This window comes from Maridesulfovibrio spiralis (SeqCode), from assembly GCF_048571135.1.
GTDB lineage: Bacteria > Desulfobacterota > Desulfovibrionia > Desulfovibrionales > Desulfovibrionaceae > Maridesulfovibrio > Maridesulfovibrio spiralis.
Genome location: NZ_CP182344.1, coordinates 3051550 through 3076742, shown reverse-complemented (window position 1 = coordinate 3076742; position 25193 = coordinate 3051550). Strand labels below are relative to the sequence as shown.

The window sequence follows — 25193 nt, the reverse complement described above, 5'->3', positions numbered from 1 at the left end:
ACAGACGTCAAAGCTCACGGCAGAACCAAGCATTATTTTTTGTAAAAAAATAACAGGTAGACTAGAAAGTAAGATCCGATATCTCCATGAATTTATCGGAGACCTCATCCATGACCGGTTCAAGATCTCTCATTTTGAGCTTGAGAATTTTCATGGCTGCGGGCTTAAAATAAGCAATTTGGTCGTCACCGCCATTTCCGTATTCAAACAGCCGCACCATAAAATCGCCGACATGAACTACTGCTGCCGTCTGCTGGTAAAACTGGGCACGGTCCGGGTGGTGGTGATAAGTCATTGCCTCACGAACGTTGGGCGGCAGATGCCAGTGGCGGGCAAGCCATGCATTGATGCGATCATGCCCGAAACCGAGGATGTGGCGCTCTGCGTCATAGTAGGTCATGTCCTTTTCCTGCACGGTCATACGCACTGCTTCATTGAGTTCCGGCAACTGTACGGCAGTAACAACTTTACCAAGGTCATGCAGAAGTCCGGCAACGGTGAATTCTTCCGGATCTTCAAATCCGGCGGCTTTGGCAATTGCACCACTGGCCATTGCACAACCGAGACTGTGCTCCCAGAGTCCGGCCATAGCCTGCTGGATCATATCGAACACAGAGGTCGAAATGATAATCCCTCGGATAACATTCAGACCAAGCAGAACAAGAGCATGCTGGATGGTGGTGATCCTGCCCGGAAAACCATAGATAGGCGAATTAACCATCTTGAGTACTTTAGCCGATAGCACCTGATCCTGAGAAATAACTTTGGCGACCTGTTCAGTTGAGGAATTGGGGTCGTCTACAAGCTTGGTGACTTCATCAAGTACTGTGGGCAGGGTCGGCAAGTCTGAGGTTGAAAGAATCTGGCCTTTTACGCTGGTTTTAAGATCCTGGTCAGACATCTATGCCTCCTCCCCGTTTTCAGCGGCTTCTGCGGCAGCGGCAGCCTCTGCGGCGGCCTGCTCTTCTGCCAGCCTTTCAGCTTCCTCTTCCGCTTTCTGGGCAGCAGCCTTCAGATCGAAATATTCCTTAAAGAAACCTTTGACGCGAAACATCCATTTATCTTTTGAGTAGCGACGGAAAAGATGGTCCAGACGTTCAGATTTCTTGGACCATGAAGAATCATCGTTGTCACCCAAATCCACCGGATTACCCTTAACAACGATACGCTCAACATCCATACTTTCCAGCTTCTGGATAATACCATCAGTCAGCTCCAGCCCTTCAGCCAGAACAACCATACCGTTATCTCTGGTAACAGGCTTGGCAAGCTTCATGCCCGGTGCCGCAAGTTTAACCGGAATTTTCTGCATCAGTCGGAGTTCTCCTAATAAAATTCAAAAATAACCGCCCCATATCAACCACGTTTGAGAGCATAATACATGCCGGGAAAGCGCACAACCATTCCCTTTACTTCCATGCCGAGTATCACAGCTCCGGCCAAGGAAACATCCACCGCCGCTGTGCGGCATATTTCGTCAATATGCATCCTCCCGCCTTTCTCAAGGACAAGAGCGATATCTGATTCAGGCGGTTCCAAAGCTGAAAAATCCAGAGCTGGCGCACTCTCTTCAGACTTCGGTATATCACTCTCGCGCTTTGGCGGACTGCTCCGGCGTATTTTCTTCACTGAAGAATTATTCCCCCCGGCGGGGATGCTTGCTGTAACATAAACATCAAGCCTATGTCTGATATTCATTAGTACATCATCAGCGGTTTCCACAAGTGCCGCGCCTTCCTTAATTAATTTCAGGCACCCGGCAAAACTACTGTCACCGCTCGGCCCGGGCATAGCCATAACTTCACGGCCCTGTTCTCCAGCCAACCGTGCAGTGACGAGACTTCCGCTGGCGACATCCGCCTCCACCACAACAACCCCTAGCCCAAGTCCGCTGATCAAGCGGTTGCGGAAAGGAAAATTGCGCGCAAAAGGCTTTGTCCCCGGTGGGAATTCAGAAACTATAAGACCGGATTCGATAATACTGTTACGCAACCAGCCACTATCCGCCGGATATGAATCAACATCCAAACCGGTTCCAAGCACTGCGATAGTTGACCCAACTCCTCGCAATGCCGCCTCATGAGCACAGCTATCCACACCTTTTGCAAAACCGGAAACAACAGTAATCCCGCTTCTGGACAGATTGGCAGACAATCTCTCACCGTACTCAATACCAAGTCGGCCGCTGTTACGTGATCCAACAATGGCGACTGCCGGATTAGCCAGCAACTGCGGATCTCCGAAATAATACAGACAGGTCGGCGGGTCAGGAAGTTCTTTCAACAGATTGGGAAACAGGGGATGGGTCCATGGCAGAACACCAAAACCGAGACGGCTTGCTTCTCGATATTCTTTTTCAGCTTTTACGCGCCACTCTTCTTTTAATGCAGCAGCGGAACTCTTTTCTGAAGCAAAGGCTTGTGAATACCAGTTGGCGGCATCTTTCAGCCCGGTATAGGCTGAATTATAATGGCGGAGAATATTTGACCAAGATTTAGGACCAAGCCCAGGCGTGTAACGCAGGGCAAGGCATGCAAAATATTCTTCCCGGAGAGAGTCCACCTATGCGACCGCAGGTTAGCCTTCAATGGCGCGAAGACGCTCGCGACCAATTTTTGCGGGATCGGACTTAGGATAGTCTTCGATCAGGGTACGTAGGTAAAATACAGCATTTTCACGGTCGCCAAGCTTATCATATGCCAGACCGATCTTGAGCATGGCAGCGGGAACCTTAGAAGCCTTGGGAAAACGTCTGCTCACTTCTTTAAATTTAAGGATGGACTGAGCGAAACTCTTTTCGGAATAGTAGGTCTCACCGATCCAGTACAAAGCATTGGGGGCGAGCTTAGCGTTAGCATTGGCTGCCAGATATTTCTCCAGCAACATACGCGCCTTCATAGGCTGATCATCCATGACCAGTCTAACACCTTCTTTGTAAAGATCATCATTGCCCACAGAGGGACCGGCTGCAGCAGATGAAACCGGGGCGGAAGCAACGGGCTTGGCTACAGTTTTTTCAGGGGCAGAGTTCTCACCGGGAACAATCATCCACGGTTTTTCCTCAGTGCTTGTATTTCCGCCCATGACAACTTCTGCTGTAACGGTTTCTTCAGGTGTGATTTCCTCTTCCACCTTAACAGCCATCATCTTCTGTTGATTTTCCTTAAGCTCGGCAAGAGTGGTATCCAGTTCGCTAAGCCTATTTTCTAGTTTTTCAATCTGGGCAGTGGTATCTTTATGATTACTTTCAATCAAATCATTCTGCTGACGCAGTCCTTCTTTGAAATTAAGAAAATTTTCCTCAAGGCTCTTCAAGCGCCACTCTTCGCTGCCACCCCATGAGGGCTGTTCAGGCTGCTTGGCGGCAAAACATCCTGAAATGCCGAGGGCCAGAATTATAACAAGAAGGATTCGTGTGTACTGCATCAATTATTCTCCGGGAGACATGTTGAATCTAACTGGTGAATTTGGTTCAAGTTTCAACGGAATTAAAGTAGGCCACTTAATAAGATTTGGCAAGTATATCTGGGCTTATATAGAATGAAGAGCCTCCTGCCCTTGAGTTCTGTGCAAAATTAGGGCAAAAGTGCTCACAAAAGATGTTTTAAAAACCTTATTTAAGGAATGTAAATATGAATATCCCAATGGAACCAATTCGGATCACAGCAATGATGAGCGCTCAGATGTTGCCAAAAGCTCTGGTGGACTTTGCCACCTTAGCAGCAATAGGCGCGCCGATCATGGCTGTTATCCTTGAAATTACGGCAAAGGCCCGCAAAAAAGTATTTTACGACAAACTTGCGCAGCAGGTTACAGCTATGACTCTGGTTCTATACCTGCTATTCATTCTATGTCTTGGCAGCGCAGCAGCTTTCTTCAGCCGTCAATTACCATGGCTGAAGGACTGGTTCATAAACCCTGCTTCCCCTGTGATGATGTTCTACATCACTCTCGGAATAGCTTTGGCCGGACTGATTCCATATAAACTTTCATGGAAAAAACTTAAAAAGAAAAAAACCCTGCATGTAATGCTCGGTTCTATCGGAGCAATCGGCGGAGTCGCAACCATCCACGTTGCCACCGTTATCATGCAGAAATTCTTTACCTTGCAAATGGAAGGCCCCAATCCGGCAGTTCCGGCAGTTCCTTTCTATACACATTTTCAGGCCATTCCCGGAAAAGCAGGTCTATGCCTTGCCGGAATATATCTGATTATGGCTATGGCTTTTGCTGCAGCCGCATCCGGTCTTTACCTTGTGCTCCGCCGCAACAAAGACGACTTCGGACGCGATTACTACAAATTCAGCCTTCCGGTTGTCTCACGCTGGGCGCTTTTGCCAACTCTGGTACAGGCTGCAGCCTCCGCCGGAGTTATCTACTACATCTGCGGGCAGGACATCACTCCTCTGAACAGCAATATTCCCGTGGCAATCAGCTTCGGCGTATCCCTGCTGCTGACCCTTATCTGCTGTGCAATCTGGATTGTGACCCTAAGGAGCGAAACTCCCATGCGCCACAAGATCGGTCTAGGTCTCGCACCACTGCTGGTCGTCCTCGCCCATGCAACACTCATGTCCGGGACCATGAATCTCTACCTGAGTCTTTCCTGAGAACTCTAATTTCATAAAAATTCAAAAGGCTTTTCCCTTACCGGAAAAGCCTTTTTTATTTGTCTAACAAAGCCTAAAAGACAGCTTCAAACACCAGCAAAAAGCCCCCTGACGCATCAGCATCAGGGGGCTACACATTTTGCTTAAACAATATGAGAGCTACTGGATGGTACCGCCTTTAACAGTTGCCATACTGTAAATTTCGTGAGGATCAAGGATAAGAACAACACTACCGTCACCCATGATGGTTGCTCCAGATACGCCTTTGAGATCAAATCCGTTAAGGTAGTTACCAAGCGGCTTAATAACGATCTCCTGACGTTCAAGCAATCTGTCGACAACCAGCCCCAATCTACGTTCGTTATCGTGAACGATAACAACAGGCAGAACCTCGCGGTCAGGGTCGCTGACCGGTTGTTCAAGCAACTCGGCTAGCTCGGCGATACCGAGAACTTCACCACGCAGAGTAACAGCCTTGCGGTTATTAACTTCGGTGAGTCTTTCGGCCTCAATCTTGGTTGTTTCAGAAACCGCATCAAGGGGGATAGCATAGTTCGCACCGTTAATCTGAACCATAAGCGCATCAATGATAGCCAAGGTCAGCGGCAGGGTCAGAGTGAACTTGGACCCTTTACCTACTTCGGATGAAATGTGAACACTACCTTTGAGGTCCTTGATGTTGTTCCGCACAACATCCATACCAACACCTCGTCCAGAAATGTCGGTAACTTTCTCTGCAGAAGAGAATCCCGGAGCAAAAATCAGCTCAATTGCTTCACGGTCATCGAGATTACGGGCTTCTTCGGGCGAAATGACCCCCTTCTTAATAGCGACGTTGCGCATCTTTTCAGGATCAATTCCGCGTCCGTCATCTTCAACCTCAATGGCAACGGAGTTACCTTTGTGGTAAGCACGCAGCCAGACATGACCCTGCGGGGTCTTGCCGTTGGCAATACGTTCCTCCTCAGGCTCCAGACCGTGGTCAACGGAGTTCCTGATCAGGTGGACAAGAGGATCGCCGATTTCCTCGACAACACTCTTATCGAGTTCAGTCTCTTCGCCTTCGGTTATCAACTCAACCCGCTTGCCGCTCTTACGGCTGAGGTCGCGAACCAAACGCGGAAATCTGGAAAAGACAGTCTGAACCGCGACCATGCGGACCTTCATGATGGTATCCTGCAGGTCATCGGAAATTCTGGACAGCGCGTAGGTTGTCTCAGTCAGCTGCTGAGCAACTACCGGAACTTCAAGATGCCCTTCCTCTAGACCGCGAGCCAGCATGGTGTAACGCCCCCTGCTGATGATAAGCTCACCAATCAGGTTCATGAGGTGGTCAAGCTTCTGATGGTCAACCCTGATAGTTGACATTGTCTTGGGCTTGGAGCTCTTGGCCGGAGCACCAGCTGCAGGCTTCGGCTTGGCTTTAACTGCTGGTTTGGACCCGGGTTTTGCTACAGGCTTGGCCGCTGTTTTTGCTGCTGGCTTAGCTGTGACCGGTTTTGCTTCTGCTTTGGGGGCAGGCTTGGGTTCTGGCTTGGGCTCAGGCTTGGGTTCTGGCTTAGGCTCAGGCTTAGGTTCTGGCTTAGGCTCAGGCTTGGGTTCTGGCTTAGGCTCAGGCTTGGAAGCTTCTGCAAGCTCAGCCACAGCTTCCTCATCTTCACCAGCACCACCTTTAAGCTCAGCGACGGCAGCGTCAATCATCTCTTCAATGATTCCACACTCCTGACGCAGCAGATCAAGCATAAGCCCGAAATCCATGTCGGAGGAACGGGCCTGATCTACCAGCCCTGCAGTACGCTCAGCATATTCCTTCAGATCATCAAAGCCCATGTAGCCACCCGAATTCTGGATGGAAACAAGACTTCTGTAGAGGCCGTCGATATAATCTTTCTGGCTGGAGTCCTCACCGAGGGTTTTCAAAGCTAGATCGATATTGTCAATCTGCTGGCGAACTGTCTGTTCAAAAATTGCAACATCTTCAGGATCGAGACCGTCATCGGTAGGCTCAAGCCCAACTTCAGGCTCTTCCGCCTCCTCTTCCGATTCTTCCTCAGGAACCTCGGCTGCTACAACCTCACCCTTTTCAACTGCTTCTTGCAACGGGGTCACCAGCTGGTCGATATCCAACGGCTGCACATCACCTGATTTCGGTGAAACATGAGCAATTAGGGATTCAATACCGTCAACTACAGCAAGCAGCAAATCTATCATGGAACGGGTAGCAGCAACTTCACCTTTACGCACTTTGTTAAGCAGAGTTTCTGCTTCATGCGTCAGTGAATTAAGCTCACGGAATCCGATAATTCCACTGTTACCTTTGAGGTTATGAAAATATCTGAATATATCGTTGATGAGATCGTCATTGCCTTCCGGGTCCTGCTCCAGTTCCAACAACCCGTTAGTCAAATTCTCGATGATTTCATGGGCTTCTTCGAGAAAATCAGCAAGATGACCTTCCCCTACAGTAGTCAACTTGTAGGTTTCGGCTTCCTCATTCACGATAGCTACAAACTGAAAAGCCTGTTTCCGTCCTGTTTCGGCCATAGTGGACTCCTGCGCAATTTGGGTCTGCGGCAACTCTTCTTCTGCTTCGTACTCTTCAATCGGTTCAGGCTCAGTTACTTCCAGCACCGGTTCCGGTTCGATCTCAGGTTCAAGCTCAGGCTCCGGTTCCGCCTTGGCCTGATGCGCTGGCGCAGGAGTTTCGCCTGACATTATGGCATCAATTCTGTCGATTGTTTCAGAGGTATCAACTTCGCCCTCATTGCCAAGCTCGTCCAAATTATCAATCAACTGGCGCAAAAGGTCAGTAGCTGCAAGAATAACATCCATAATTTCGGATGTAACAGCAATTTCGCCCTTACGGAGTTCATCAAGAATATTTTCCGCTCTATGGGCCAGCCCATTAATAATATTTAACCCGAGAAAACCGGATGCTCCCTTAAGGGAATGCATCGGCCTGAAAATTTCATTAAGAAGATCAAGATTCTCTGGATTGTTCTCAAGCTCAAGCAAGTTGGGCTCAATAGTTTCGAGATGCTCTTTAGCTTCAATAATGAAATCTGCAAAAATTTCAGGATCCATGAAATCCTGGCTCATCTAGAGACCCCTGTATTAAAAGTTCTATTCTGCATCGGTCAGTTGCAGGCAAATCCAGCAGCAGTCCTTTTGGACCGCTCGTCAGTACATTATCCGAGAAGCATCTTGATATTTTTGACCATCTTTTCAGGCTGAGCAGGCTTTACCATATACAGGTTTGCCCCGAGACTGAGTCCGGTCTGAATATCTTTTTCCTGACCTTCAGTGGAGAGCACAATAATCGGAATATCTTTGTAGGTATCCTGCTCACGCACTGTTTTAATGTAAGTAAATCCGTCCATTCTCGGCATATTGACATCGGAAATGATTAGATCAACCTTATCCAGACTGTAAAGCTTTTCAAGGCCGTCCAAGCCATCTTCCGCTGTGGTTACCTTGAACCCTTCTTTTTTCATAATGAAGGCGACGAGGTTCCTTACAGTCTTTGAATCGTCCACTATCAGAATATGTTTAGGCATTTCCCTCTCCTTCACTCTTTAAAATTTGTTCCACCAGCCGATCCACGGAAAGAACATTAACCAGTTTTTCACCATTTTTATAAAGTCCAAGCAAGAAATCAGAGCTAACCCCCACCTCAGACTCAACTCCCCAGACCATATCCTTTTTATCCGCGCGATACATGGTTCTTACTGCGCTGATGGCCAAACCTATCTGCAATCCTTTGTGTCTGCAGATGACAACAAATTTGTCATGAATCCCCATTCCATCATGCAACAGATGTCTCAGGTCAAGCACAGGAGTTACCCGGCCCCGCAAATTTATAATTCCCTGCATGAAACGTGGAGCAGCGGGCAGCAAAGTCACCGGAACCTTCCTGACAACTTCCTGAATCACCATGATAGGCAACCCGTATTCGCGATCACCGACCACAAAACTTACCAGCTGAACTTCGTCTTCTTCTTTGAGCTTTTCCTCAAAGTCCGCAGAACTTCCCTCTCCCCCGTAATCGTCCACAGCCCCGGAACTGAAACCGGGCATGGCCGCATCACCGCGGGGATCGACCTGTTGCATGCTACCGAACGCAGCCTGCCCGCCGATACCCATGTACTTATCCATGAATGCTTTTTCAGCATCAGTGTACCCGTCGGCCTGCTTTTCTTCACTGGGCAGGTTCACGTTCTCAACAAAATATTCTTCAGGCGTCTTCATTTCTGATAATCTCTCTTGCCAACTGCATATATTCCTGCGCGCCCCGGGTTTTGGGATCAATCCCGAAAATAACCTTTCCGCTGGCGCATGCCTCTCTAAACTTGGTGTCCATATGGATGACAGTACTGAAAACCTTGTCACCCAGCTTTCTCCTGATCAAATTCAAAATTTTCCTACAGGCTCCGGCCCGCCCGTCATACATTGTAGGCAAAGCCATGAACTTAACAGGACTGGGCAGAACCTTATTCAAAATCTTGATCGTATCAAAGAGCAACCGGATACCATAAAGGGCTAAAAAGTCAGTCTGAATAGGGATCAAAACCGTGTCAGCTGCCACAATGGCGTTGACCAGCAAAACACCTACATGAGGCGGACAGTCGATCAGGATATAATCGTAATATTCCTTGATCTCATCCAACGAATTGGAAAGGACCATCCCCTTATTCTTCCTGTCTTTAAGATCAACCTCCAGCTCGGAAAGCCTTATGCTGGCCGGGACAAAGTCAAAACCCACCCATTCGCGTTTTTTAACTATTTCGCCCCAGAGACTCTTGAAATCCGCATCATCAAAGAACAGATCATGAGCCGAGGTGGTAACGGTTTCGGGAAAGTATGACATATGAACCGAAGCATTGGCGTGGGGGTCGAGATCAATGACCAGAACCTTTTTCGAGAGCCTGGTCAGCGCCTCACCAAGTGTCAATGCCGTGGTTGTCTTACCTACTCCCCCTTTCTGGTTGGCGACAGCATAAACTTTCGCCTTAGAAGCAGTACCGTCAAACTGCATTTCTTTATTATTATTTTCCATATTAGCCCGCAGCTTTATAGATTAACTCAACCGCAGACTGCCGTTATTCCAATTTCTGATAGATAATCGCGCCCGGATGGTGGACCGGTTTGAATGCCCTGGTAATATTGTGCAGGGATTCAGAATGCCCGATTATCAGGTAACCTCCGGGAACAAGGTTATCGTAGTAAGCATTGATAACCTTCTTCTTCATGGCCTCATCAAAATAGATTATAACGTTACGACAGAAGACAATTTCAGAACGTTCGACACGCTTTACCTGCATGCGGTCGCTCAGATTTATCTGACCGAAACTCACCAGCTTTTTAATGTTGGGCTTTACCTTGTACTGTTTGCCGTCTTTATCAAAATACTTGGCTATTTTGTCTTTCGGGGTTGTGCGCAGGGAATACTCGCTGTAAACCGCTCGGCGCGCAGATTTGAGCACCCTTTCGGAAAGGTCATTTGCTGTAATTTTTACATCCCAGCTGCTCAATTCTGGCCCAAGTACGTCATGAATGATCATTGACAAGGTATAAGGTTCTTCACCGGTAGAACAACCTGCAGACCAGATCCGCAGACGCTTGCGCCTTTTTTTACGCAGCTCATCAAGAACAGCCGGCAGAACCTTGGTTTGAAAGACCTTGAGCTGGGGCGGATTGCGGTAAAAGCTGGTCTCGTTGGTGGTTATCACCTCAAACAGCTTGTTCAGTTCCGCTTTTTTACCCGGATCATATTGCAGGTAATAATAATACTCGCCAAAACTCTTGAGGTTAAGCTCCTTCAAGCGGTTGGCAAGGCGGTTTTCAAGCAGATACTTGCGGTTACCCGCAATGAAAATACCTGCCTGCTCATAAATGAAATCCCTGAGCTGGGTAAACTCCAGATCGGAGATCTTCAACTCTTTCCGCAGTGATATTGTCTTTGAAAACAGAGAAGACATCTAGTCTCCTTCTCCTTGCTCTTCTTGAATTCTCAAAATGGCCTCTTCAGCGGCCTGGATGACCTCAGGATCGGTATCGGAATTGGACGCTTCCAGAAGAGCCTGAAACGCCATAGTTCCGCCAATGGCGCCTAACACTTCAATTACTTTGAGGACCACAAGCTTATTTGGAGAGTCCAGCATTGTTATAAGTTGGGGCAGTGCACTTTCTTCACGATGCTCACCCAGAGCTTCTGCAGCACGAATCTGAACCCAGTCATCATCATCCTGAAGGGCTTGAATAATGTATGGGATAGCTTCAGCAGTATAACAGCTTCCAAGCAACTCAATCACAGTCAGGCGCACATCACGATTTTCATCATGCAGCCTTGAAAAAACAAGCGACATGCTTTCAGAATCAGAAGAACAATCATGCAATGCTTCAAGGGCTATCTTCCTGATATCAGGAACTTCATCCTCAAGGGCTATCCTGATTTGGTCAAGGTTACCGTGTGCATCAATTTTACCCATGGCAAACACTGCCATCAAGCGGTCAATGGGTTCTTCGCTATTGAAAAGTTCAACAAACCGCTGGTTAACATCTGCGCCGCCGATTGCGACACAAGCATTAAGAGCAGCCTCTTTCACATCATCATATGAATGTGAAAGATGAGCAAAAATAGCATCTATGGCATCGAAATCTTTAAGTTTGCCGCCAAGGAAATTTATGGCGGACTTGAGCATGGAGCCGTCCTGTTCACTCTCGAGAACATTTTCAAAAAATTCCTTGGCCTCTTCATCGGCAGTACCGACAAGGGCTTCCAGAATGCCGCGTTTGATTTCACGCTCGCCATTCCCGAAAGCATCCATCAGTACCTGAGAAACTTCGGGGCCTTCAAGTCTGGACAGGATCTCGATGGAAATTGCTGCCTTTTTGAAATCACCGCTGTTAAGGGCGGCAACCATGGCTTCATTAAGGCCGACATTGGAAAGGTCGTTGATAATTATAGCCAGACGATCACGGTCACGGTCAGGATCAAGCTCACTGGCAAGGTTAAGGACTTCTTCCGTAGCCTTTTCTCCGCCCACGTAGCTCAGGCCGGAAATAGCCGCATCCTGAACATCCTCATCTTCATCCTTAAGTGCGACAAGCATATACTGGCGCAACTTTTCGCGCTCGCTAGCGGAAAGCAGCTTGAGGGATTTACCGCCGAGAATGCTTACAATTGCCTTTACAATCTTATTGCGCAGGGCTGTAGGACTTTTATCCAGATGACGCAGCAGCATGGTAACAGCCTTGATGTTCCCCACCTCGCCGAGGGCATCTACGATCATGGAGGCTACAAGGTCGGAACTGGAATTCAAGGCCTTCACCAGAGCATCAACCGAGCTGGAATGCTTAATCTTCGCCAAAGCCTCGATAACTGCATACTGGACCCATTCGTCATCCTGCATAGCCTTATTCAGGCAACGCGCAGCGGCAGGGTTAGCGAGATCGCCAAGGCTAACTGCAGCCTGATAGCGAACATTAACCTCAGGATCTTTTAGCAAAGCATCGCAAAGGGGTTCGACAGCCATAAAGCTGTTTGTGGACCCCAGAATATCGGTTGCAAAAATTCTGATATCAGCATCATCATCATGAACCAGAGCCACGAGAGAAGTAAAATCCTGTGCCCCTACTTCACGAAGGATATCCATAGACAAGTTCCTGACCGGAGCGTCATCGGAACGAAGTAAAGGAACCACAGCCTGTACCGCACCTTTACCGCCGATCCTGCGCAAAGCATGGTCGGCAGCTTCCTGCAATCCAAGATGACTGGATTTCAAAAGGTCGGCCAGCTGGGGCACGGCATCTTCGCATTTCAACTCACCAGCAAGAAACGCGGCCTCACGGACAACTTCATTGTCATCGCTTTTAAGTTCATCAAGAACCTTAGAACAATCCGTCATTGCAAGTCCCCATTTTGTTTAAATCCGCAAGACATCTCACGGTTGCGTCTAAAAAAATTTTACAGGTAAAGATTGTTGATAATTGCATTTGCCATATCATCAATATCTACAATTTCGTCCGCGAGACCATCATCGACAATGGCTTTAGGCATGCCGTAAACCACGCAGGAAGAATCGCTCTGTGCAATGGCCCTTCCTCCCTTGCTTTTGAGTTCCCTGATTCCATCGCGCCCATCGTTACCCATTCCGGTCAGGATAACACCCAACGCTCTGCGACCAAGGTTCTTGGCAACTGAAGAGACAAGCACGTTTGCAGAAGGTTTGTACAGGGCTTCTTTAGGTTCGGGAGTTACGACCAGATCAATCCTGCTGACTTTCTGGTCAACAATCAGATGCGAACCGCCGGGAGCAACAAAAGCATGGCCGGGAAGAAGTCTGTCCCCGGTTTCCGCTTCTTTTACTTTAAGCTGACTGACTCCGTTAAGACGTTTGGCAAAAGGCCCGGTAAAAGCTTTAGGCATGTGCTGGGCAATAACAATGCCCGCCGGAAAATCTTTGGGCAGGGAAGAAAGAATTTTCTGAACTGCAGGCGGTCCGCCGGTGGATACGCCGATCACGACTACGTCACGCTTGGCACGGCCACGCGGAGTCTTTACCGGGGCTAATGGTCTACGCTGAGCAGCAGCAGTTCGCAAACGCGGAACCGGACGCATCTTGCGTCTGGCAACAGTTTTAACCTTGGAGATTAGGTCATTTTCAATTTTAACAATGTCGAGAGATACTTTGGAAAGCTGTTTGGGAATAAAGTCGATTGCCCCCAGATCCATAGCTTTCAGGGTAGCCTCGGCACCTTCAGTGGTCAGGGAGCTGACCATAAGCACAGGGCGGGGCATTTCCATCATGATATGCCTAAGTGCGGTAAGACCGTCCATCTTCGGCATTTCAATATCAAGGGTAACAACGTCCGGGTTATGTTTCCGAATCACCCTCAAACCTTCCTCACCGTCACGGGCAGTAGCAACAACCCTTATGCCTGGGTCCTTCTGCAGCATAGTGCTGATTGCCTTACGCATGAAAGCGGAATCATCTACAACAACGACATTTATCACTAACCCGATCTCCTTATCGCTAGACCACAAACCAACCTGAAGCTTTAACAGCTTGTATACAAAGGCGATTTTCTGTTTTTCTTAAAACCAACTGGAGCCGTTCATATTAAATTGAACCACAACCGTAAATAAAACTTGGCATATATGTTTTTTTTTGTCCAACAAACTCCCCGAATTTCACTAAAAAATCATATAAACATGAAGATCGGGACAATTCATTACTCTCACTTATAGCACTTTAAAACATTGGAAGTTTATGTGCAAGAATATAAAAATTCACAACCGATAATTTTGAAATTATTTTTTTTCTTAATTTTTTTCTACATTTTTACTTGCCAAACTTATCAGGATTAGATAGTTACCCAATCTCACGACGGGATGTGGCTCAGTCTGGTAGAGCGCTGCGTTCGGGACGCAGAGACCGGAGGTTCAAATCCTCTCATCCCGACCAGATAATTCAAGGGTTTACGAAGCAAGCTTCGTAAACCCTTTTATTTTTGCTAACCTATTGGGGTCTACACCAAACAAGGGGGCGCAAGCCCGATTGATCAAATTTTTGTTGTCTAGTCCTCAGACAGCTGCTCCCACTCAATACCCATAGCATCAGCTATCCTTTTCAAAGTGCTGGGCCGGAGCCTATCCGGGTTGTTTTCCATCTGAGAAAAACTCGCCTGCGTAATCCCCATTTTATCCGCCACATCTTTCTGTGTCAGCCCAAGGTGAAGCCGCCATGCTCTAACAAGAGACTTGCCCTTAATAACATGAAGTTCAACCACTTCATGCGGGATTGCTATGGTTTTATCTGTGTCCTCTCGCTTGTTCATTTCCAGAAAAGCATCATATGGCATAACAACAGCGTAGGGTTCGCCGTTGCTGTCTTTTAAAATATCGTAATTAGTATGTTCTTTCGTCACGTTTCTTGACCTCTTCAATGTAAATGATCAGAGGTTCACCGTCCTCAACAGTAAAGAGAACTCTATATCTCCCGACTCTGAAACGGTAATCCTCACGGTTGGTTAAAGCCTTGACGTTACTACAATCAGGGAATGTTTTCAGGTCATTAACCTTTTCCATGATACGTGCTTGGTCTGAACTACGAATCTTTTTGAGTTGTTTTAAGGCTTTGGGCAACCAATTGATCTTGTTCATATTTAAAATATAAGTTTAGTATAGGTTTCGGTCAAGGATAAACCTATAAAAAGCGTTGCCGACGCAATGGGTCACACAGACCCGTCAACCACTATGAGAGTTTACCAGCATGTTTTACAACGGGCGAAACGGGATGCGGTGGAGTCTTTGCCGTCATTGACGGGTGCTTCAGAAGACTAAGCTCAGTTGCGTTTAAATTCAAAGGACCAGTTGCGATTTATGTAGCCCTTACTCTCTTTATTTATTTTTTTTATGCCACCAGCCTTTGAGGAAAAATCATATACAGCCATATTATCAATAGACTCAACCCTATACTCTTCGAATTGTTTACACACACTGTTTAAATAGTTATCATCAGTAACAAAATCGGCATTCACTCCTAATCGTTCTTCATGATCTAAGGCCGTGGAAAAAATCAAAATATCATTCAAAGAATTTCTAACGTTCTCTTTAGGATTAAAAGGTACATTGTTTAATACAGTAAGGCCCATATCAAGTATTGATGGAACCAAAGGATAGCAAGAAACATTCATATCAAGCAAAAACTCAAAAGCTCTTCTTAAATTACGTCTTTCATGTTTACCGAGATGTTCAGTAGCTTTTTTAAAAACTCCTAAATTTTTTTCATTAATTGCCTTTGATATCCCCATGCTACAATATTCTATATAACTTTCATATTCCTCCCCTAAACTAACAACAACCCCATCGGCCTGATTCTTAAAAAGTGGAAATTTAGAAGTTCCTTTCCTCCCTATCCTGCCAAGATCAGGATGCATCTTGATAGAGATCACGGGTAAATAATATCTGTTGCTGGTCAACGAATTACGATCATACATCGACAAAAATTCGCTAGCTACAACAGAAGAGATTTTAGCCTCTTCTTCAAACGAATACGTCCCTCTGTGCCAGTTTATGAGAATGTTTGTATCTATGAACATAGATTATTTCGTACTTGTTGCATTCATTTGGATATTAACCTTTATTTCTTCAATCTCGCCTGAACACGTGTTAACTTTAAAAAACTGCCCGTTAACTTCTTGAACTTCCTAGCAATTTTCTTGCGGGAACAAATGACCATCCCATTTTGATGTAACAAGGCTAATAGACACGGCGAACATGATTGCTAACATGATCAATACAGCCCTTGCATGATCATTGAGCTTTATATCTAAATTAAACATAAGACCTCTCTATCTGGACTACAAATAGAGCACATATCAAGGTGTTGCTCAAAAGGAAAGAAAAGCAGGGCAAAGATAGTAGCACAAACCGTAGCACAGCACCCCAAAAAAGGCCCATTTGTAGCACAAACAATCCTTGTAACTATCCGAATTAGTCTATCATCACTCACGTTCGGGACGCAGAGACCGGAGGTTCAAATCCTCTCATCCCGACCAGATAATTCAATCCCCTTACGAAGCGATTCGTAAGGGGTTTTTATTTTGGTTGTTTCCGGCAACATCATTGCTGACAGAACAATAAATCTTACCCATCCCCCTCGACAGCTTCCTCGCCATCCCCCTGCCCCATCACCCATTGGCGGTAGAGGGCGAGAGCCATACAAGTCAGCGGCAGGGCCATGACAAGGCCCAGAAAGCCGAGCAGGTTGCCCCAAATGGAAAGGGAAAGAAGGATCATCCACGGGGAAAGTCCCATGCTTTCACCCTGAAGGCGCGGAACCAGCACAGCGTCCTGCAATACCTGCACAACTGCGAAAACAATCCCTACCCCGCCAAGTGCAAACCAGAAATTGCCGCCGGTAGCCAGTGCATCTATTGCAGCCAGCAGGAAAGCCGGTACCAGCCCTGCAATCTGGAGATATGGAACCATATTCAGCAACCCGATGAGCATACCAAGCAGGATCGCAAGCGGCAGCTTGATAATCAGGAAACCGGCGGAGAACAGGCAGCCGATAATCAGCGCGATCAGGGCCTGTGTGCGAAAATAGCGGTTGGTAACGTTGGTGAAATCATCCACAAAAGAAGCAACTCGGCCCCGGTATTTTTCGGGAATCTGGTTCCGCCAATTACCCAGCTTGTCGTAATCGGTCAGCAGGAACACGAGGTAAAGAATAATAACAAACACCCCGGCCAGAGCACCCACTGTATGCGCCGAACCGCTGACCAGATTCCAGATACCGGGCAGAGCTTTCTGCGCCGAGACCTTGAGCATGTCGGTCAAGCCGGATTCGGTGAGGAAAGAGCGTACATCCTCCTGCCTTGCAAGGTCGAGGATAGTCTGCCAGATATCTTCCGGGATATATTCCGCAGCCCGCTGCGCAACCTTTGAATCATTGACCAGACTAGCCAGCATAACCCCGGTCTGTTTCATTTCCAGACCAACGGCGCGAACCGCCCCCCAAACAACTTTCACTGTCGGGACCAGCACAGCCAGCAGAGTTACAAGCACAGCAGCCGTGCGGTTCTTAATAAACCTGCCCGCAAAATTCACCAATGGGTTGAGCAGATAGGCTAGAGTCAAAGCCACGGCGAAAGGCGCCAGCACCGCGCTCAGTTTATCCAGAAGAACCACCGTCACCCAGATGAACCCGGCAGTCAGCAAAATGCGCACTACGCGATCAAAAGTATACGGATTATTGTCATCAAGCATTTCGTACTCCTTTAACTTCTTCCATAACGCAGATCACGCATTCTACGTCCGGCCCTTGATATCTCACTGGCAAGGGCATGAATATTCCAGATAAAAGCTGAAATATTGTTACGCCTTTCCAGCGGCACATCCTCAAATTCACCACGAACACGCGCTTCACTTACTGCGGACATGAAATTATCGATAGCCTTCTCAAAATCAGGCTCATCGGGGCAATCCTCCGGGCTCAGAGAATAACGCTCAAGCCATGCGTAGTGCTCGGCAGTAGCTGTTAAAATATCGGTCATGCCCTGCGCGATTGACGGCAACGGCCCGCCATACCTGCGCCGAATGATTGTCGACATGGTAGTAAGAATACTATGCATGCGGCTGAAGGTACGGATCAAACGGGTAAGTTCGTTCCTTTGCCAGCCCTGCAAACCCGGCTCTGCCGCAGCCTCGCGGAAAGATTCGGCACAGGTATCCAGCATATTGGAAGCATCTATCCTGCTCTGCACCAAATCAGTTTCACTCACCCCGCCACGCAGATAGGACTCGGACAGTTTTTTAAAATGAGCGGATTGCAATTCCACAAGCGAACCCATTTTCGTACGCAGATTCTTGCGGGCCATATTAGGCCAGACCCCGAAAGAGGCAGCAATGCCAATAAGAATTCCAAGCCCGGTATCAACAACCCGCTCCACTCCGAATTGCCACCCGTCAGTAAAAAGAATCCCCAGCAACAGGATTACCCCGATGCTCAGGCAGCAGGAAAAAGCGGCATAACTAAATACCCGCAACAGAATCATCAAGAAAAAAGCCATGATAACAAGCCCGACCAGCACAGCACTAGTCGGCTCCAGAAACAGAATAGCGACACCGATGACCGCCCCGATTGCCGTACCCCAGAATCTTTTCCAGCCCAATCTGAGCGTACCGCCCACCGAAGGCCGCATGACAACAATCACGCTGACCGGAAGCCAGACCGCGTGGCGCAGCTCCAGAAAACGGGCTGCCACAATGGCGAAAGTTATAGCCACTGCAGCCTTAAGCGCATGGCGAAAAGGAACCGAATCCAAACGGAATTCTTTTTTCAGAGTAGCGAATGCATCAGCGAACACTGCACGCGCCTCCTTCACAACAAAGCTTGCTCATCTCAGCGAATTCGATGCTCAGGTTGCGCAAACCGTAAACAGCACCCCACGCTTCCAGAAATTCATCACGCAGTCCGTCATCACGATTATAAGCCCCCAGCTTAAGTAATTCGCTTTCCAGCTCAGCTATGCCTTCATCGATGCCGCTCAAATCAACATGACCTTTTCCGGTGGATATACTGGCAGCCAAAACATCAAAAGCTACTGCACTGCGTCCTGCAAGGTCGTTGAATTTGAAGCGCATATCCTTAAAGACTGCGCTATGCTCCGCAAACTGGCGGCTATTGGATAATCCGACCACGGCCTCAATCATCCGCACCAGAAGCGCGTACAAGGCCGATGGACCTTCATAACTGCCCAGCTCTTTAACCGGGTCAACATTCATGGCTTCCATAAACCTGCGGTAACGGCGCAGCGACTCCACCGAGCGTTCGTGAATCTCGGCAATCTCCCGCAAATCCTCTTTACTGCCGGTAGAAGCTGCAACAGCACGGAAGTAATCCCCGATGTCGGTCAGCGCTACAGCTCCGGCGCGGGTCAGCACCTTTTCGGGTTTCATGGGCCAGAGATGGAAGACAAACAAATACGAGACTGTTGCGCCGAAGAGAACAGCCCCGGACCGCTCAAGCCCCACCAGCAAAGTGTCCGGCGAGGTCAGAGCCAGCAAGTTGACGATAAGTGTACCGACTGCGGCAGTGCCGGCAGCCACCCCCAGAACCGGAGCAAAAAAGACCGCAAAGGCCAGCAAAAACAGATATATCTCAAGGCCGATAGTATAATTTCCTATCACGGTTGAAAACGGCACAAGGCACATCACCGCAAGGGCCAGCCAACGGGCCACGGCCTTACGCTTGGCAAGGGTGCTACCGGCACGAAATATCACGACCACCATTGAGCCGTAGACCGACCATTGCAAAAACTTGTTGCTCATACCTACCAGATAGGCCAGCAGGAGAGCCACAAGACAAGCGCAGATTGACTTGACCGCATACTTGGTCATGAACAGTCCCGGATCCACCGGCCTGATAAATATTCGATAAAATTCAGATATTAATTTCATGTAATTAAGAATGCCTCCGGCGGCCGGGGAAGGGAAAACTTTTGCAAAAGTTTCCCTTCCCCAGACCCCATCCCTTTCAAAACCTTTTAGTTGGCTTCGCCGCTTCGCATTTAAAACAGTTGTTAAATCCAGTAACCTGAACGGCGGTTAACTTCTTTTATTATGTTTTGGATATAGCGCGGGGAGGCATCATAATAAAGTAGTATTTTTATCTACTTGGCTGCCAGCTTGATTATCTCGCGGCAGAATGCGGGCAGATCGTCCGGTTTGCGGGAAGAAACCTGATTGCGGTCAACGACCACCTCTTCATCAACCCATATCGCCCCGGCATTTTCAAGGTCATCCTTGATTCCCGGTGTGGAAGTGCATTTGTAACCATTCATGATTTTAGCGGAAATGGGAATCCAGCCGCCGTGGCAGATATGTGCAACGACCTTCCCGGCATAGTTAATCTCGCGGGTTAGTTCCAAAACCTTGGGGTCACGACGGAGTTTGTCCGGTGCAAAACCGCCTGCAATCACCAGCAGGTCGAAATCATCCGCATTCATGTCTTCGATGGCTGCGGTTGAGCGGAACGGATAGCCGTTTTTGCCCGTATAAATTTCACCATATTCGGGTCCCGCAACAACAACCTCCGCACCCTCTTCAATGAGCCGATAGTACGGGTAGAGAAGTTCCATGTCTTCGAAAACATGGTCAATAAACATCAAAACACGTTGGCCGTTAAGCTTCATAACCACTCCTTTGGATTCTTGTTTATGAAAACTGCTGAATATCAAATACCATAAAACAAACCAAAAAAAGACTGCAATATCTTAAAAGATATCGCAGTCTGATATTGTTACCAAGTCTCGCTAATTGCTGTTAAGACACCTCAAGAGGCTTATCCTCCATATTCCACGCGTCCATGCCCCCTTTAAGAATAAGGACATCACGATGTCCCTGCTCCACCAGTTTCCGAGCCGCGAGCTGACAGACAAAACCGAAATAGCAAACCACTACCAGTTGCACCGTTTGCGGAACATCCGGGCAACTATCTTCAAACAAGGTGATCGGATAGTTCAACGCACCGGGTATATGCCCGAACCGGGAATAAGTATCTTCAAGCCTGCAATCCACGATTTTTATGGCTTTCCCGGAAGCGATAAGCTCCTGCAAACCTGCCACATCCGTAATGCCGTAGGTCTGCTTTCTGAACTTTGAAGCTATGTATCTACGGGTTAAACTCCACCACCCCTGCCTCGGCAATTCCTGCTTATGCCATATAAGTTTCATGTTATGCTCCGTTTTCATTGACTGATTTTTAAATTTAATGAACCCTTTCTCCTAAAACAAAGGGAACCCTATTTGCTCAGGCTGAAAAAACAAGAATCAAACATCGGCAACATGTCCCCCTTGGGACAAAAACTGAACATTGTCCCATGATAAATATGGAAAAGATGAAACCGCACAAAGGAAAACGACAGACCGACCGCAGCCGCAGAATGATCAAAGAAGCTTTGCAGAAACTGCTGCGCAGCAAAAATTACGGTGAGATTTCAGTAGGCGAACTTGTGAAGCTGGCGGACGTCGGCCGCTCGACCTTCTATCGCCATTTCAAGGGCAAAGCCGATGTCATGATCGACCTGCACAGGGATATGTTCATGGAAATATTCGGCGAGATGAACTCACCAGATGAATGGCTATCCGGAAATTCCACCAGAATCATTTGCAAGATGTTCACCACCCACCTCAATTCCCCGGCAACAAAAACATCATTTGCCGAAAACATCAGTACAGACCTGGACTACATCATGCGCGGCGTGATTGAACTGCTGGGCAAAAGCATTGAATCCGGCCTGCAAAACACATTCACAGACAGCGCACCCAAAATACCCTTTGCGGTCACCGCCAGCGCAATCGCTGGAATTTACAGCATGACCTTCATGTCGTGGAAAAGCTCATTCCCGGAAATAGAAAGCGAAAAACTGGCCGCACATGTGCAGAGCTTAATCAGCGCAGTAATACAAAAATCCATCACAGAATAAAAAAGAAATCCCCCGACTCAAACGAATCGGGGGACTTTTTTTAATCAAAATGGCGAAGCCCTAATAAACGTTTTTGAAGAGTCCAGAGAAACTTTTTTCAAAAAGTTTTTTTGGTCCCGCTGAAAGCGCCCGCCGGGAGGCTCACCGAAGGTCCGCCGGAGGCATCCCTACAAAAGCTTATCCATAAACTCTTTAATTCTGGGATGCTGAGTTTCAGCAGAGAAGAACTCTTTGGGGGTTCCTTTGGCGATGAAATCTCCGGCCTCCATGAAGATTACGGTGTCGGCTACTTCACGGGCAAAACCCATATTGTGGGTAACGATAACCATGGTCATGCCGTCATCTGCGAGTGAGCGGATGGTATCGAAAACCTCACCGACCAGTTCGGGGTCAAGGGCGGAAGTCGGCTCGTCAAAAAGCATCATCTTGGGCTTCATAGCCAGTGCGCGTGCAATGGCCACACGCTGTTTCTGACCACCGGAAAGGGTCACCGGAAAGACGGTGGCACGATCGGAAAGGCCGACCTTATCCAGCATCTGAAGTGCAACTTCGCGGGCTTCATTCTTGGATTTACCGAGCACGGTAACCTGTCCTTCCATGACGTTCTGAATAACGGTCATATGCGGGAAGAGATTGAACTGCTGAAAAACCATGCCGATCTCGGACCGCAGGGCACAGAGATTCTTCTGAGAATCCAGCACCGGATTGCCGTCCTTGTAGGTATAACCGCAAGGCTTGCCTTCGAAATGAATTTCCCCGGAATCAATGGTTTCGAGGAAGTTCATGGTCCGCAGCAAGGTGGATTTACCGGACCCACTGGGACCTACTATGACGACCTTCTCGCCGCGGCTGATCTTGAGGTCAATATTATTAACCGCAATCAGCTGGCCGAAACACTTAACTACTTTCTTGAGTTCTAAAATTGTTTCCATTTAGCGCCTCTCGTATACCCCGACCTTGTATTCGATCTTCTCGAAAAGGAAGGTGAATACGGAGGTAAAAATAAGATAGATGACAGCAGCCATCACCAGAACTGTCACATTAAAATAGGCGTTGAACATCTGGTCCGCAGCACGCATGAGTTCAACCATGGCAATGGTGGAAACAAGTGCGGTATCCTTGATCAGCGCGATGAATTCGTTGGCGATGGGCGGGATGATCCGCTTATATGTCTGCGGAATGATGACCCGACGCATGGTCTGAGCGTAGGTCATGCCGATAGCTTTTGCAGCTTCAGTCTGGCCGTCGTCGATGGATTCAATACCGGCCCTGATGATCTCAGCAAGATATGCGGAATAGTTAATTCCAAGACCGATAAGTGCCGCAGCCAGCGGAGAGAGTGTAATGCCGATTGCAGGCAGACCGTAGTAGATAAAAAAGAGCTGCAGCAGAAGCGGTGTTCCGCGGAAAAACCAGATAATGAACCAACTGATGGAAACAAAAGGCTGCATACGGCTGATCTTACCCAGCGCGATAAAAAGACCGCCGATGGGCGAGACTATCATGGTGAAGAAGACCAGCACCAGAGTCATTGACGCACCCTTGAGCAGATTGGGCATGAAGCGCTTACAGTCTTCAAGGGTCTTCTGCCATTCGGGCTTGGTCTCGCGGTCAAGGGAGGTCAGGAAATTCTGTGCTTCCACGTTATCCGGATACACGGCGACAACCTGCTCGGCATAAGAGCGGGCCTTACCCGGATCTTTCATGGAATAGCTTATGCGCGCAAGCTGCATGCGGGAATAGACATACTGCCCGTCATCGCCATCAGGACCTGGAGCGGGAACCTGCTCGAAAACGGAACAGGCCTGATCAATCTGGCCCACGGCCAGAGCATCACGCGCCTGCTTAAGCAGGGCGTCTGCATCCACACTGGCTGATGATACAGCCGGAAAAATCAAAAGTGCAAACAGCAGAAAGAGCGAGGCAACCGCCCCGCTCTTTCCGAGTTTATTATTTATACTAATCATTTCTTACCATTTAGCGGGGTTGGTGACATCTTCACCAAACCATTTACGGGAGATTTTACCCATGGTGCCGTCAGCGATCATAGCGTCGATGGTTTTCTGTACAGCTGCGCGCAGGGAATCTTCACCCTGACGGAAAGCGATACCGAAAGCTTCACTGGTGATGTAACCGGGAAGAGCAACGTACTTACCGGGACGCTGTGCCATGGAGTAACGGCCAGCAATGTTATCTACAACAACGCCGTCCAGACGACCGGATTCGAGGTCGAGCAGAGCTTTAACGTTGGTATCGTATTCGCGGATTTCTTTAGGTGCGGGCTTGAGGGACTTTGCAGCCTCAAGAGCAGGGGAACCTTTCTGTACGCCAACAACTTTACCGCCGAGATCTTTGTGAGCCTTGATAGCTTTGTTGCCCATGGCGATAACAGCGATCTGGCCGTCCATGATGTAAGGCTTGGAGAAGGAAACAGCTTTTTCACGCTCAGGTGTGATGGTCATACCGTTCCAGATACAATCGAACTTCTTAGCGTTCAGGGAGTGGATGACACCGGACCATGCGGTGGGCTGCCATTCGATTTTAATACCAAGACGCTTACCTACTTCTTCAGCAGCATCAATGTCAAAACCGACCAGAGTTCCGTCGTCTTTACGAAAGCCCATAGGTGCGAAGGTGTCATCAAGACCGATAACAAGCTTGCCAGCTTTCTGTACTTTTTCGAGAGAACCGTCACCAGCCATTGCGGTGGTTGCAAATGCCAGCATCACTGCAACCATGAGAATTACTAATACCCTTTTCATGCGTCACTCCTAAAAAGAAAATGTAAATTTCCGCTTCTGTTATGTTTTTAAGAAGACAGAGTGGAAAACGGTTCCAGCCTGACTTTTTAAAATTAGAAGCGATGAACCGAATATCTCATGAAGCGGCAACATGCAAGACTGTATCCGCTTAAAAACTGAACTTATGCCCCCTTTTTTGTCAAAAATGTGAGGATCATGCCTTAAATATATATTTTTAATGACCACATATTCCGGTTATTACAAATCAAACAAACCTTCATTGAAATCAGAATCCAATTTCCGGGAAAAAATGGAGAAATCAACAGATTGATTTTCCTCTGCAAAGCGGTTGCTAAACTTTTTCTCTATGTGTTAATTTAGAACTAACTGATATTCCCACCAGTTTTAACAAGGAGACTATACATGCCAAACCTTACATCGTGGGGAAGCCGGGAGATCGAAAGATTGAAAACCGACATGGACAAGCTGTTCAACAGCCTCTGCCATGATTACGGCATCCCTTCCGTATGCGGAATCATAGACTGCACGCCGCAGACAACTATGCGTGAATCCGGTGAAGCTCTTGAAGTAAGTACCACCATGCCCGGATTTCAAGCCGAAGACCTTGAAGTGAAAGTTACCGAAACCTCCATGACTATTGCCGGGAAAAAGAACATCACTTTTGAAGGTGGCCGCAGAAGCAGCCATTTCAAAAAAACACTTCCCCTGCCCTGCCGGGTGGACCCGGACAATGTAGCCGCAACTTTTAAAGACGGTGTACTGACAATCGTATTAGATAAATGCGTCATCAAGCCTCAAAAAATTATCACCATAACAACTGAATAGG

Annotated in this window: 25 protein-coding genes and 1 tRNA gene; 4 read left to right on the top strand and 22 right to left on the bottom strand. The window is 47.9% G+C overall.

Annotated features, from left to right (window positions below):
* Positions 1-61: 61 nt before the first annotated feature.
* The 4 genes from ACNI29_RS13755 to ACNI29_RS13740 are packed head-to-tail and all read right to left on the bottom strand — an operon-like array spanning position 62 to position 3426.
* The gene (locus ACNI29_RS13755) at positions 62-901 is read right to left on the bottom strand and encodes an HDOD domain-containing protein (protein ID WP_419778941.1); all 840 of its coding nucleotides are present in this window, start codon (positions 899-901) and stop codon (positions 62-64) included.
* The gene (locus ACNI29_RS13750; protein ID WP_419778940.1) at positions 902-1312 is read right to left on the bottom strand and encodes a hypothetical protein; all 411 of its coding nucleotides are present in this window, start codon (positions 1310-1312) and stop codon (positions 902-904) included.
* Between the two features lie 44 nt (positions 1313-1356).
* Positions 1357-2562, bottom strand: a complete 1206-nt coding sequence (gene dprA / locus ACNI29_RS13745; RefSeq protein ID WP_419778939.1) for a DNA-processing protein DprA — start codon at positions 2560-2562, stop codon at positions 1357-1359.
* 15 nt (positions 2563-2577) lie between these two features.
* Positions 2578-3426, bottom strand: a complete 849-nt coding sequence (locus ACNI29_RS13740; protein ID WP_419778938.1) for a tetratricopeptide repeat protein — start codon at positions 3424-3426, stop codon at positions 2578-2580.
* Positions 3427-3683: 257 nt separating this feature from the next.
* Here ACNI29_RS13740 and ACNI29_RS13735 point away from each other — a divergent pair, with 257 nt between their 5' ends.
* The gene (locus tag ACNI29_RS13735) at positions 3684-4610 is read left to right on the top strand and encodes a hypothetical protein (protein WP_419778937.1); all 927 of its coding nucleotides are present in this window, start codon (positions 3684-3686) and stop codon (positions 4608-4610) included.
* 159 nt (positions 4611-4769) lie between these two features.
* Here ACNI29_RS13735 and ACNI29_RS13730 read toward each other — a convergent pair whose 3' ends face one another.
* The 7 genes from ACNI29_RS13730 to ACNI29_RS13700 all read right to left on the bottom strand — a co-directional run bounded on the left by ACNI29_RS13730 (position 4770) and on the right by ACNI29_RS13700 (position 13626).
* A complete protein-coding gene (locus ACNI29_RS13730; protein ID WP_419778936.1) occupies positions 4770-7709 on the bottom strand; it encodes a chemotaxis protein CheA in 2940 nt (979 codons plus the stop codon).
* Positions 7710-7798: 89 nt separating this feature from the next.
* Complete coding sequence (locus tag ACNI29_RS13725) at positions 7799-8167, bottom strand: response regulator (RefSeq protein ID WP_419778935.1); 369 nt, start codon at positions 8165-8167, stop codon at positions 7799-7801.
* A complete protein-coding gene (locus ACNI29_RS13720) occupies positions 8160-8858 on the bottom strand; it encodes a chemotaxis protein CheW (RefSeq protein ID WP_419778934.1) in 699 nt (232 codons plus the stop codon). Before ACNI29_RS13720 ends, ACNI29_RS13725 begins: the two co-directional genes overlap by 8 nt.
* Entirely contained in the window at positions 8845-9666 is an 822-nt protein-coding gene (locus ACNI29_RS13715) for a ParA family protein (RefSeq protein ID WP_419778933.1), read from the bottom strand. Before ACNI29_RS13715 ends, ACNI29_RS13720 begins: the two co-directional genes overlap by 14 nt.
* A 43-nt stretch (positions 9667-9709) precedes the next feature.
* Positions 9710-10588: a CheR family methyltransferase gene (locus ACNI29_RS13710; protein WP_419778932.1), complete on the bottom strand. Its 879-nt coding sequence runs from the start codon at positions 10586-10588 to the stop codon at positions 9710-9712.
* On the bottom strand, positions 10589-12517 hold the full coding sequence (locus ACNI29_RS13705) for a HEAT repeat domain-containing protein (protein WP_419778931.1): 1929 nt from the start codon (positions 12515-12517) through the stop codon (positions 10589-10591).
* A gap of 59 nt (positions 12518-12576) precedes the next feature.
* Entirely contained in the window at positions 12577-13626 is a 1050-nt protein-coding gene (locus ACNI29_RS13700; protein ID WP_419778930.1) for a protein-glutamate methylesterase/protein-glutamine glutaminase, read from the bottom strand.
* Positions 13627-14000: 374 nt separating this feature from the next.
* Here ACNI29_RS13700 and ACNI29_RS13695 point away from each other — a divergent pair.
* Positions 14001-14077 (top strand) — tRNA-Pro (locus ACNI29_RS13695).
* 112 nt (positions 14078-14189) lie between these two features.
* On the opposite strand, the gene ACNI29_RS13690 is transcribed toward ACNI29_RS13695, so the two are convergent.
* The 8 genes from ACNI29_RS13690 to ACNI29_RS13655 all read right to left on the bottom strand — a co-directional run bounded on the left by ACNI29_RS13690 (position 14190) and on the right by ACNI29_RS13655 (position 20853).
* Entirely contained in the window at positions 14190-14540 is a 351-nt protein-coding gene (locus ACNI29_RS13690; RefSeq protein ID WP_419778929.1) for a helix-turn-helix domain-containing protein, read from the bottom strand.
* Complete coding sequence (locus ACNI29_RS13685; RefSeq protein ID WP_419778928.1) at positions 14521-14775, bottom strand: type II toxin-antitoxin system RelE family toxin; 255 nt, start codon at positions 14773-14775, stop codon at positions 14521-14523. The genes ACNI29_RS13690 and ACNI29_RS13685 overlap by 20 nt, the downstream gene beginning before the upstream one ends.
* A 182-nt stretch (positions 14776-14957) precedes the next feature.
* Positions 14958-15713: a hypothetical protein gene (locus ACNI29_RS13680; protein WP_419778927.1), complete on the bottom strand. Its 756-nt coding sequence runs from the start codon at positions 15711-15713 to the stop codon at positions 14958-14960.
* A 547-nt stretch (positions 15714-16260) separates the two neighbouring features.
* Positions 16261-17385, bottom strand: coding sequence for an AI-2E family transporter (locus ACNI29_RS13675; protein WP_419778926.1), 1125 nt, complete (start codon positions 17383-17385; stop codon positions 16261-16263).
* An 11-nt stretch (positions 17386-17396) separates the two neighbouring features.
* On the bottom strand, positions 17397-18485 hold the full coding sequence (locus ACNI29_RS13670; protein WP_419778925.1) for an FUSC family protein: 1089 nt from the start codon (positions 18483-18485) through the stop codon (positions 17397-17399).
* A complete protein-coding gene (locus ACNI29_RS13665; protein ID WP_419778924.1) occupies positions 18475-19578 on the bottom strand; it encodes an FUSC family protein in 1104 nt (367 codons plus the stop codon). The genes ACNI29_RS13670 and ACNI29_RS13665 overlap by 11 nt, the downstream gene beginning before the upstream one ends.
* Positions 19579-19790: 212 nt before the next feature.
* Positions 19791-20312, bottom strand: coding sequence for a type 1 glutamine amidotransferase domain-containing protein (locus ACNI29_RS13660; RefSeq protein WP_419778923.1), 522 nt, complete (start codon positions 20310-20312; stop codon positions 19791-19793).
* 130 nt (positions 20313-20442) lie between these two features.
* Entirely contained in the window at positions 20443-20853 is a 411-nt protein-coding gene (locus ACNI29_RS13655) for a rhodanese-like domain-containing protein (protein WP_419778922.1), read from the bottom strand.
* A gap of 155 nt (positions 20854-21008) precedes the next feature.
* Between ACNI29_RS13655 and ACNI29_RS13650 the strand changes: the two genes are divergently transcribed.
* Positions 21009-21605 (top strand): TetR/AcrR family transcriptional regulator, encoded by a 597-nt coding sequence (locus ACNI29_RS13650; protein WP_419778921.1) that lies wholly within the window; start codon positions 21009-21011, stop codon positions 21603-21605.
* 167 nt (positions 21606-21772) lie between these two features.
* On the opposite strand, the gene ACNI29_RS13645 is transcribed toward ACNI29_RS13650, so the two are convergent.
* From ACNI29_RS13645 to ACNI29_RS13635, 3 genes are read right to left on the bottom strand one after another with little or no spacing between them, the layout of a single operon-like run.
* Positions 21773-22537: an amino acid ABC transporter ATP-binding protein gene (locus tag ACNI29_RS13645; protein ID WP_419778920.1), complete on the bottom strand. Its 765-nt coding sequence runs from the start codon at positions 22535-22537 to the stop codon at positions 21773-21775.
* On the bottom strand, positions 22538-23572 hold the full coding sequence (locus ACNI29_RS13640) for an ABC transporter permease subunit (protein ID WP_419778919.1): 1035 nt from the start codon (positions 23570-23572) through the stop codon (positions 22538-22540).
* Positions 23573-23575: 3 nt separating this feature from the next.
* Positions 23576-24367, bottom strand: coding sequence for an amino acid ABC transporter substrate-binding protein (locus ACNI29_RS13635; RefSeq protein ID WP_419778918.1), 792 nt, complete (start codon positions 24365-24367; stop codon positions 23576-23578).
* 402 nt (positions 24368-24769) lie between these two features.
* Between ACNI29_RS13635 and ACNI29_RS13630 the strand changes: the two genes are divergently transcribed.
* Complete coding sequence (locus tag ACNI29_RS13630) at positions 24770-25192, top strand: Hsp20/alpha crystallin family protein (RefSeq protein WP_419778917.1); 423 nt, start codon at positions 24770-24772, stop codon at positions 25190-25192.
* Position 25193: the final 1 nt, after the last annotated feature.

Bases quoted from the DNA above. Each gene is read 5' to 3' on its own strand.
- ACNI29_RS13755 (WP_419778941.1), bottom strand. From the start codon at position 901: ATGTCTGACCAGGATCTTAAAACCAGCGTAAAAGGCCAGATTCTTTCA.
- ACNI29_RS13750 (WP_419778940.1), bottom strand. From the start codon at position 1,312: ATGCAGAAAATTCCGGTTAAACTTGCGGCACCGGGCATGAAGCTTGCC.
- ACNI29_RS13740 (WP_419778938.1), bottom strand. From the start codon at position 3,426: ATGCAGTACACACGAATCCTTCTTGTTATAATTCTGGCCCTCGGCATT.
- ACNI29_RS13735 (WP_419778937.1), top strand. From the start codon at position 3,684: ATGTTGCCAAAAGCTCTGGTGGACTTTGCCACCTTAGCAGCAATAGGC.
- ACNI29_RS13730 (WP_419778936.1), bottom strand. From the start codon at position 7,709: ATGAGCCAGGATTTCATGGATCCTGAAATTTTTGCAGATTTCATTATT.
- ACNI29_RS13725 (WP_419778935.1), bottom strand. From the start codon at position 8,167: ATGCCTAAACATATTCTGATAGTGGACGATTCAAAGACTGTAAGGAAC.
- ACNI29_RS13720 (WP_419778934.1), bottom strand. From the start codon at position 8,858: ATGAAGACGCCTGAAGAATATTTTGTTGAGAACGTGAACCTGCCCAGT.
- ACNI29_RS13715 (WP_419778933.1), bottom strand. From the start codon at position 9,666: ATGGAAAATAATAATAAAGAAATGCAGTTTGACGGTACTGCTTCTAAG.
- ACNI29_RS13710 (WP_419778932.1), bottom strand. From the start codon at position 10,588: ATGTCTTCTCTGTTTTCAAAGACAATATCACTGCGGAAAGAGTTGAAG.
- ACNI29_RS13705 (WP_419778931.1), bottom strand. From the start codon at position 12,517: ATGACGGATTGTTCTAAGGTTCTTGATGAACTTAAAAGCGATGACAAT.
- ACNI29_RS13685 (WP_419778928.1), bottom strand. From the start codon at position 14,775: ATGAACAAGATCAATTGGTTGCCCAAAGCCTTAAAACAACTCAAAAAG.
- ACNI29_RS13680 (WP_419778927.1), bottom strand. From the start codon at position 15,713: ATGTTCATAGATACAAACATTCTCATAAACTGGCACAGAGGGACGTAT.
- ACNI29_RS13675 (WP_419778926.1), bottom strand. From the start codon at position 17,385: ATGCTTGATGACAATAATCCGTATACTTTTGATCGCGTAGTGCGCATT.
- ACNI29_RS13665 (WP_419778924.1), bottom strand. From the start codon at position 19,578: ATGAAATTAATATCTGAATTTTATCGAATATTTATCAGGCCGGTGGAT.
- ACNI29_RS13660 (WP_419778923.1), bottom strand. From the start codon at position 20,312: ATGAAGCTTAACGGCCAACGTGTTTTGATGTTTATTGACCATGTTTTC.
- ACNI29_RS13655 (WP_419778922.1), bottom strand. From the start codon at position 20,853: ATGAAACTTATATGGCATAAGCAGGAATTGCCGAGGCAGGGGTGGTGG.
- ACNI29_RS13650 (WP_419778921.1), top strand. From the start codon at position 21,009: ATGGAAAAGATGAAACCGCACAAAGGAAAACGACAGACCGACCGCAGC.
- ACNI29_RS13645 (WP_419778920.1), bottom strand. From the start codon at position 22,537: ATGGAAACAATTTTAGAACTCAAGAAAGTAGTTAAGTGTTTCGGCCAG.
- ACNI29_RS13640 (WP_419778919.1), bottom strand. From the start codon at position 23,572: ATGATTAGTATAAATAATAAACTCGGAAAGAGCGGGGCGGTTGCCTCG.
- ACNI29_RS13635 (WP_419778918.1), bottom strand. From the start codon at position 24,367: ATGAAAAGGGTATTAGTAATTCTCATGGTTGCAGTGATGCTGGCATTT.
- ACNI29_RS13630 (WP_419778917.1), top strand. From the start codon at position 24,770: ATGCCAAACCTTACATCGTGGGGAAGCCGGGAGATCGAAAGATTGAAA.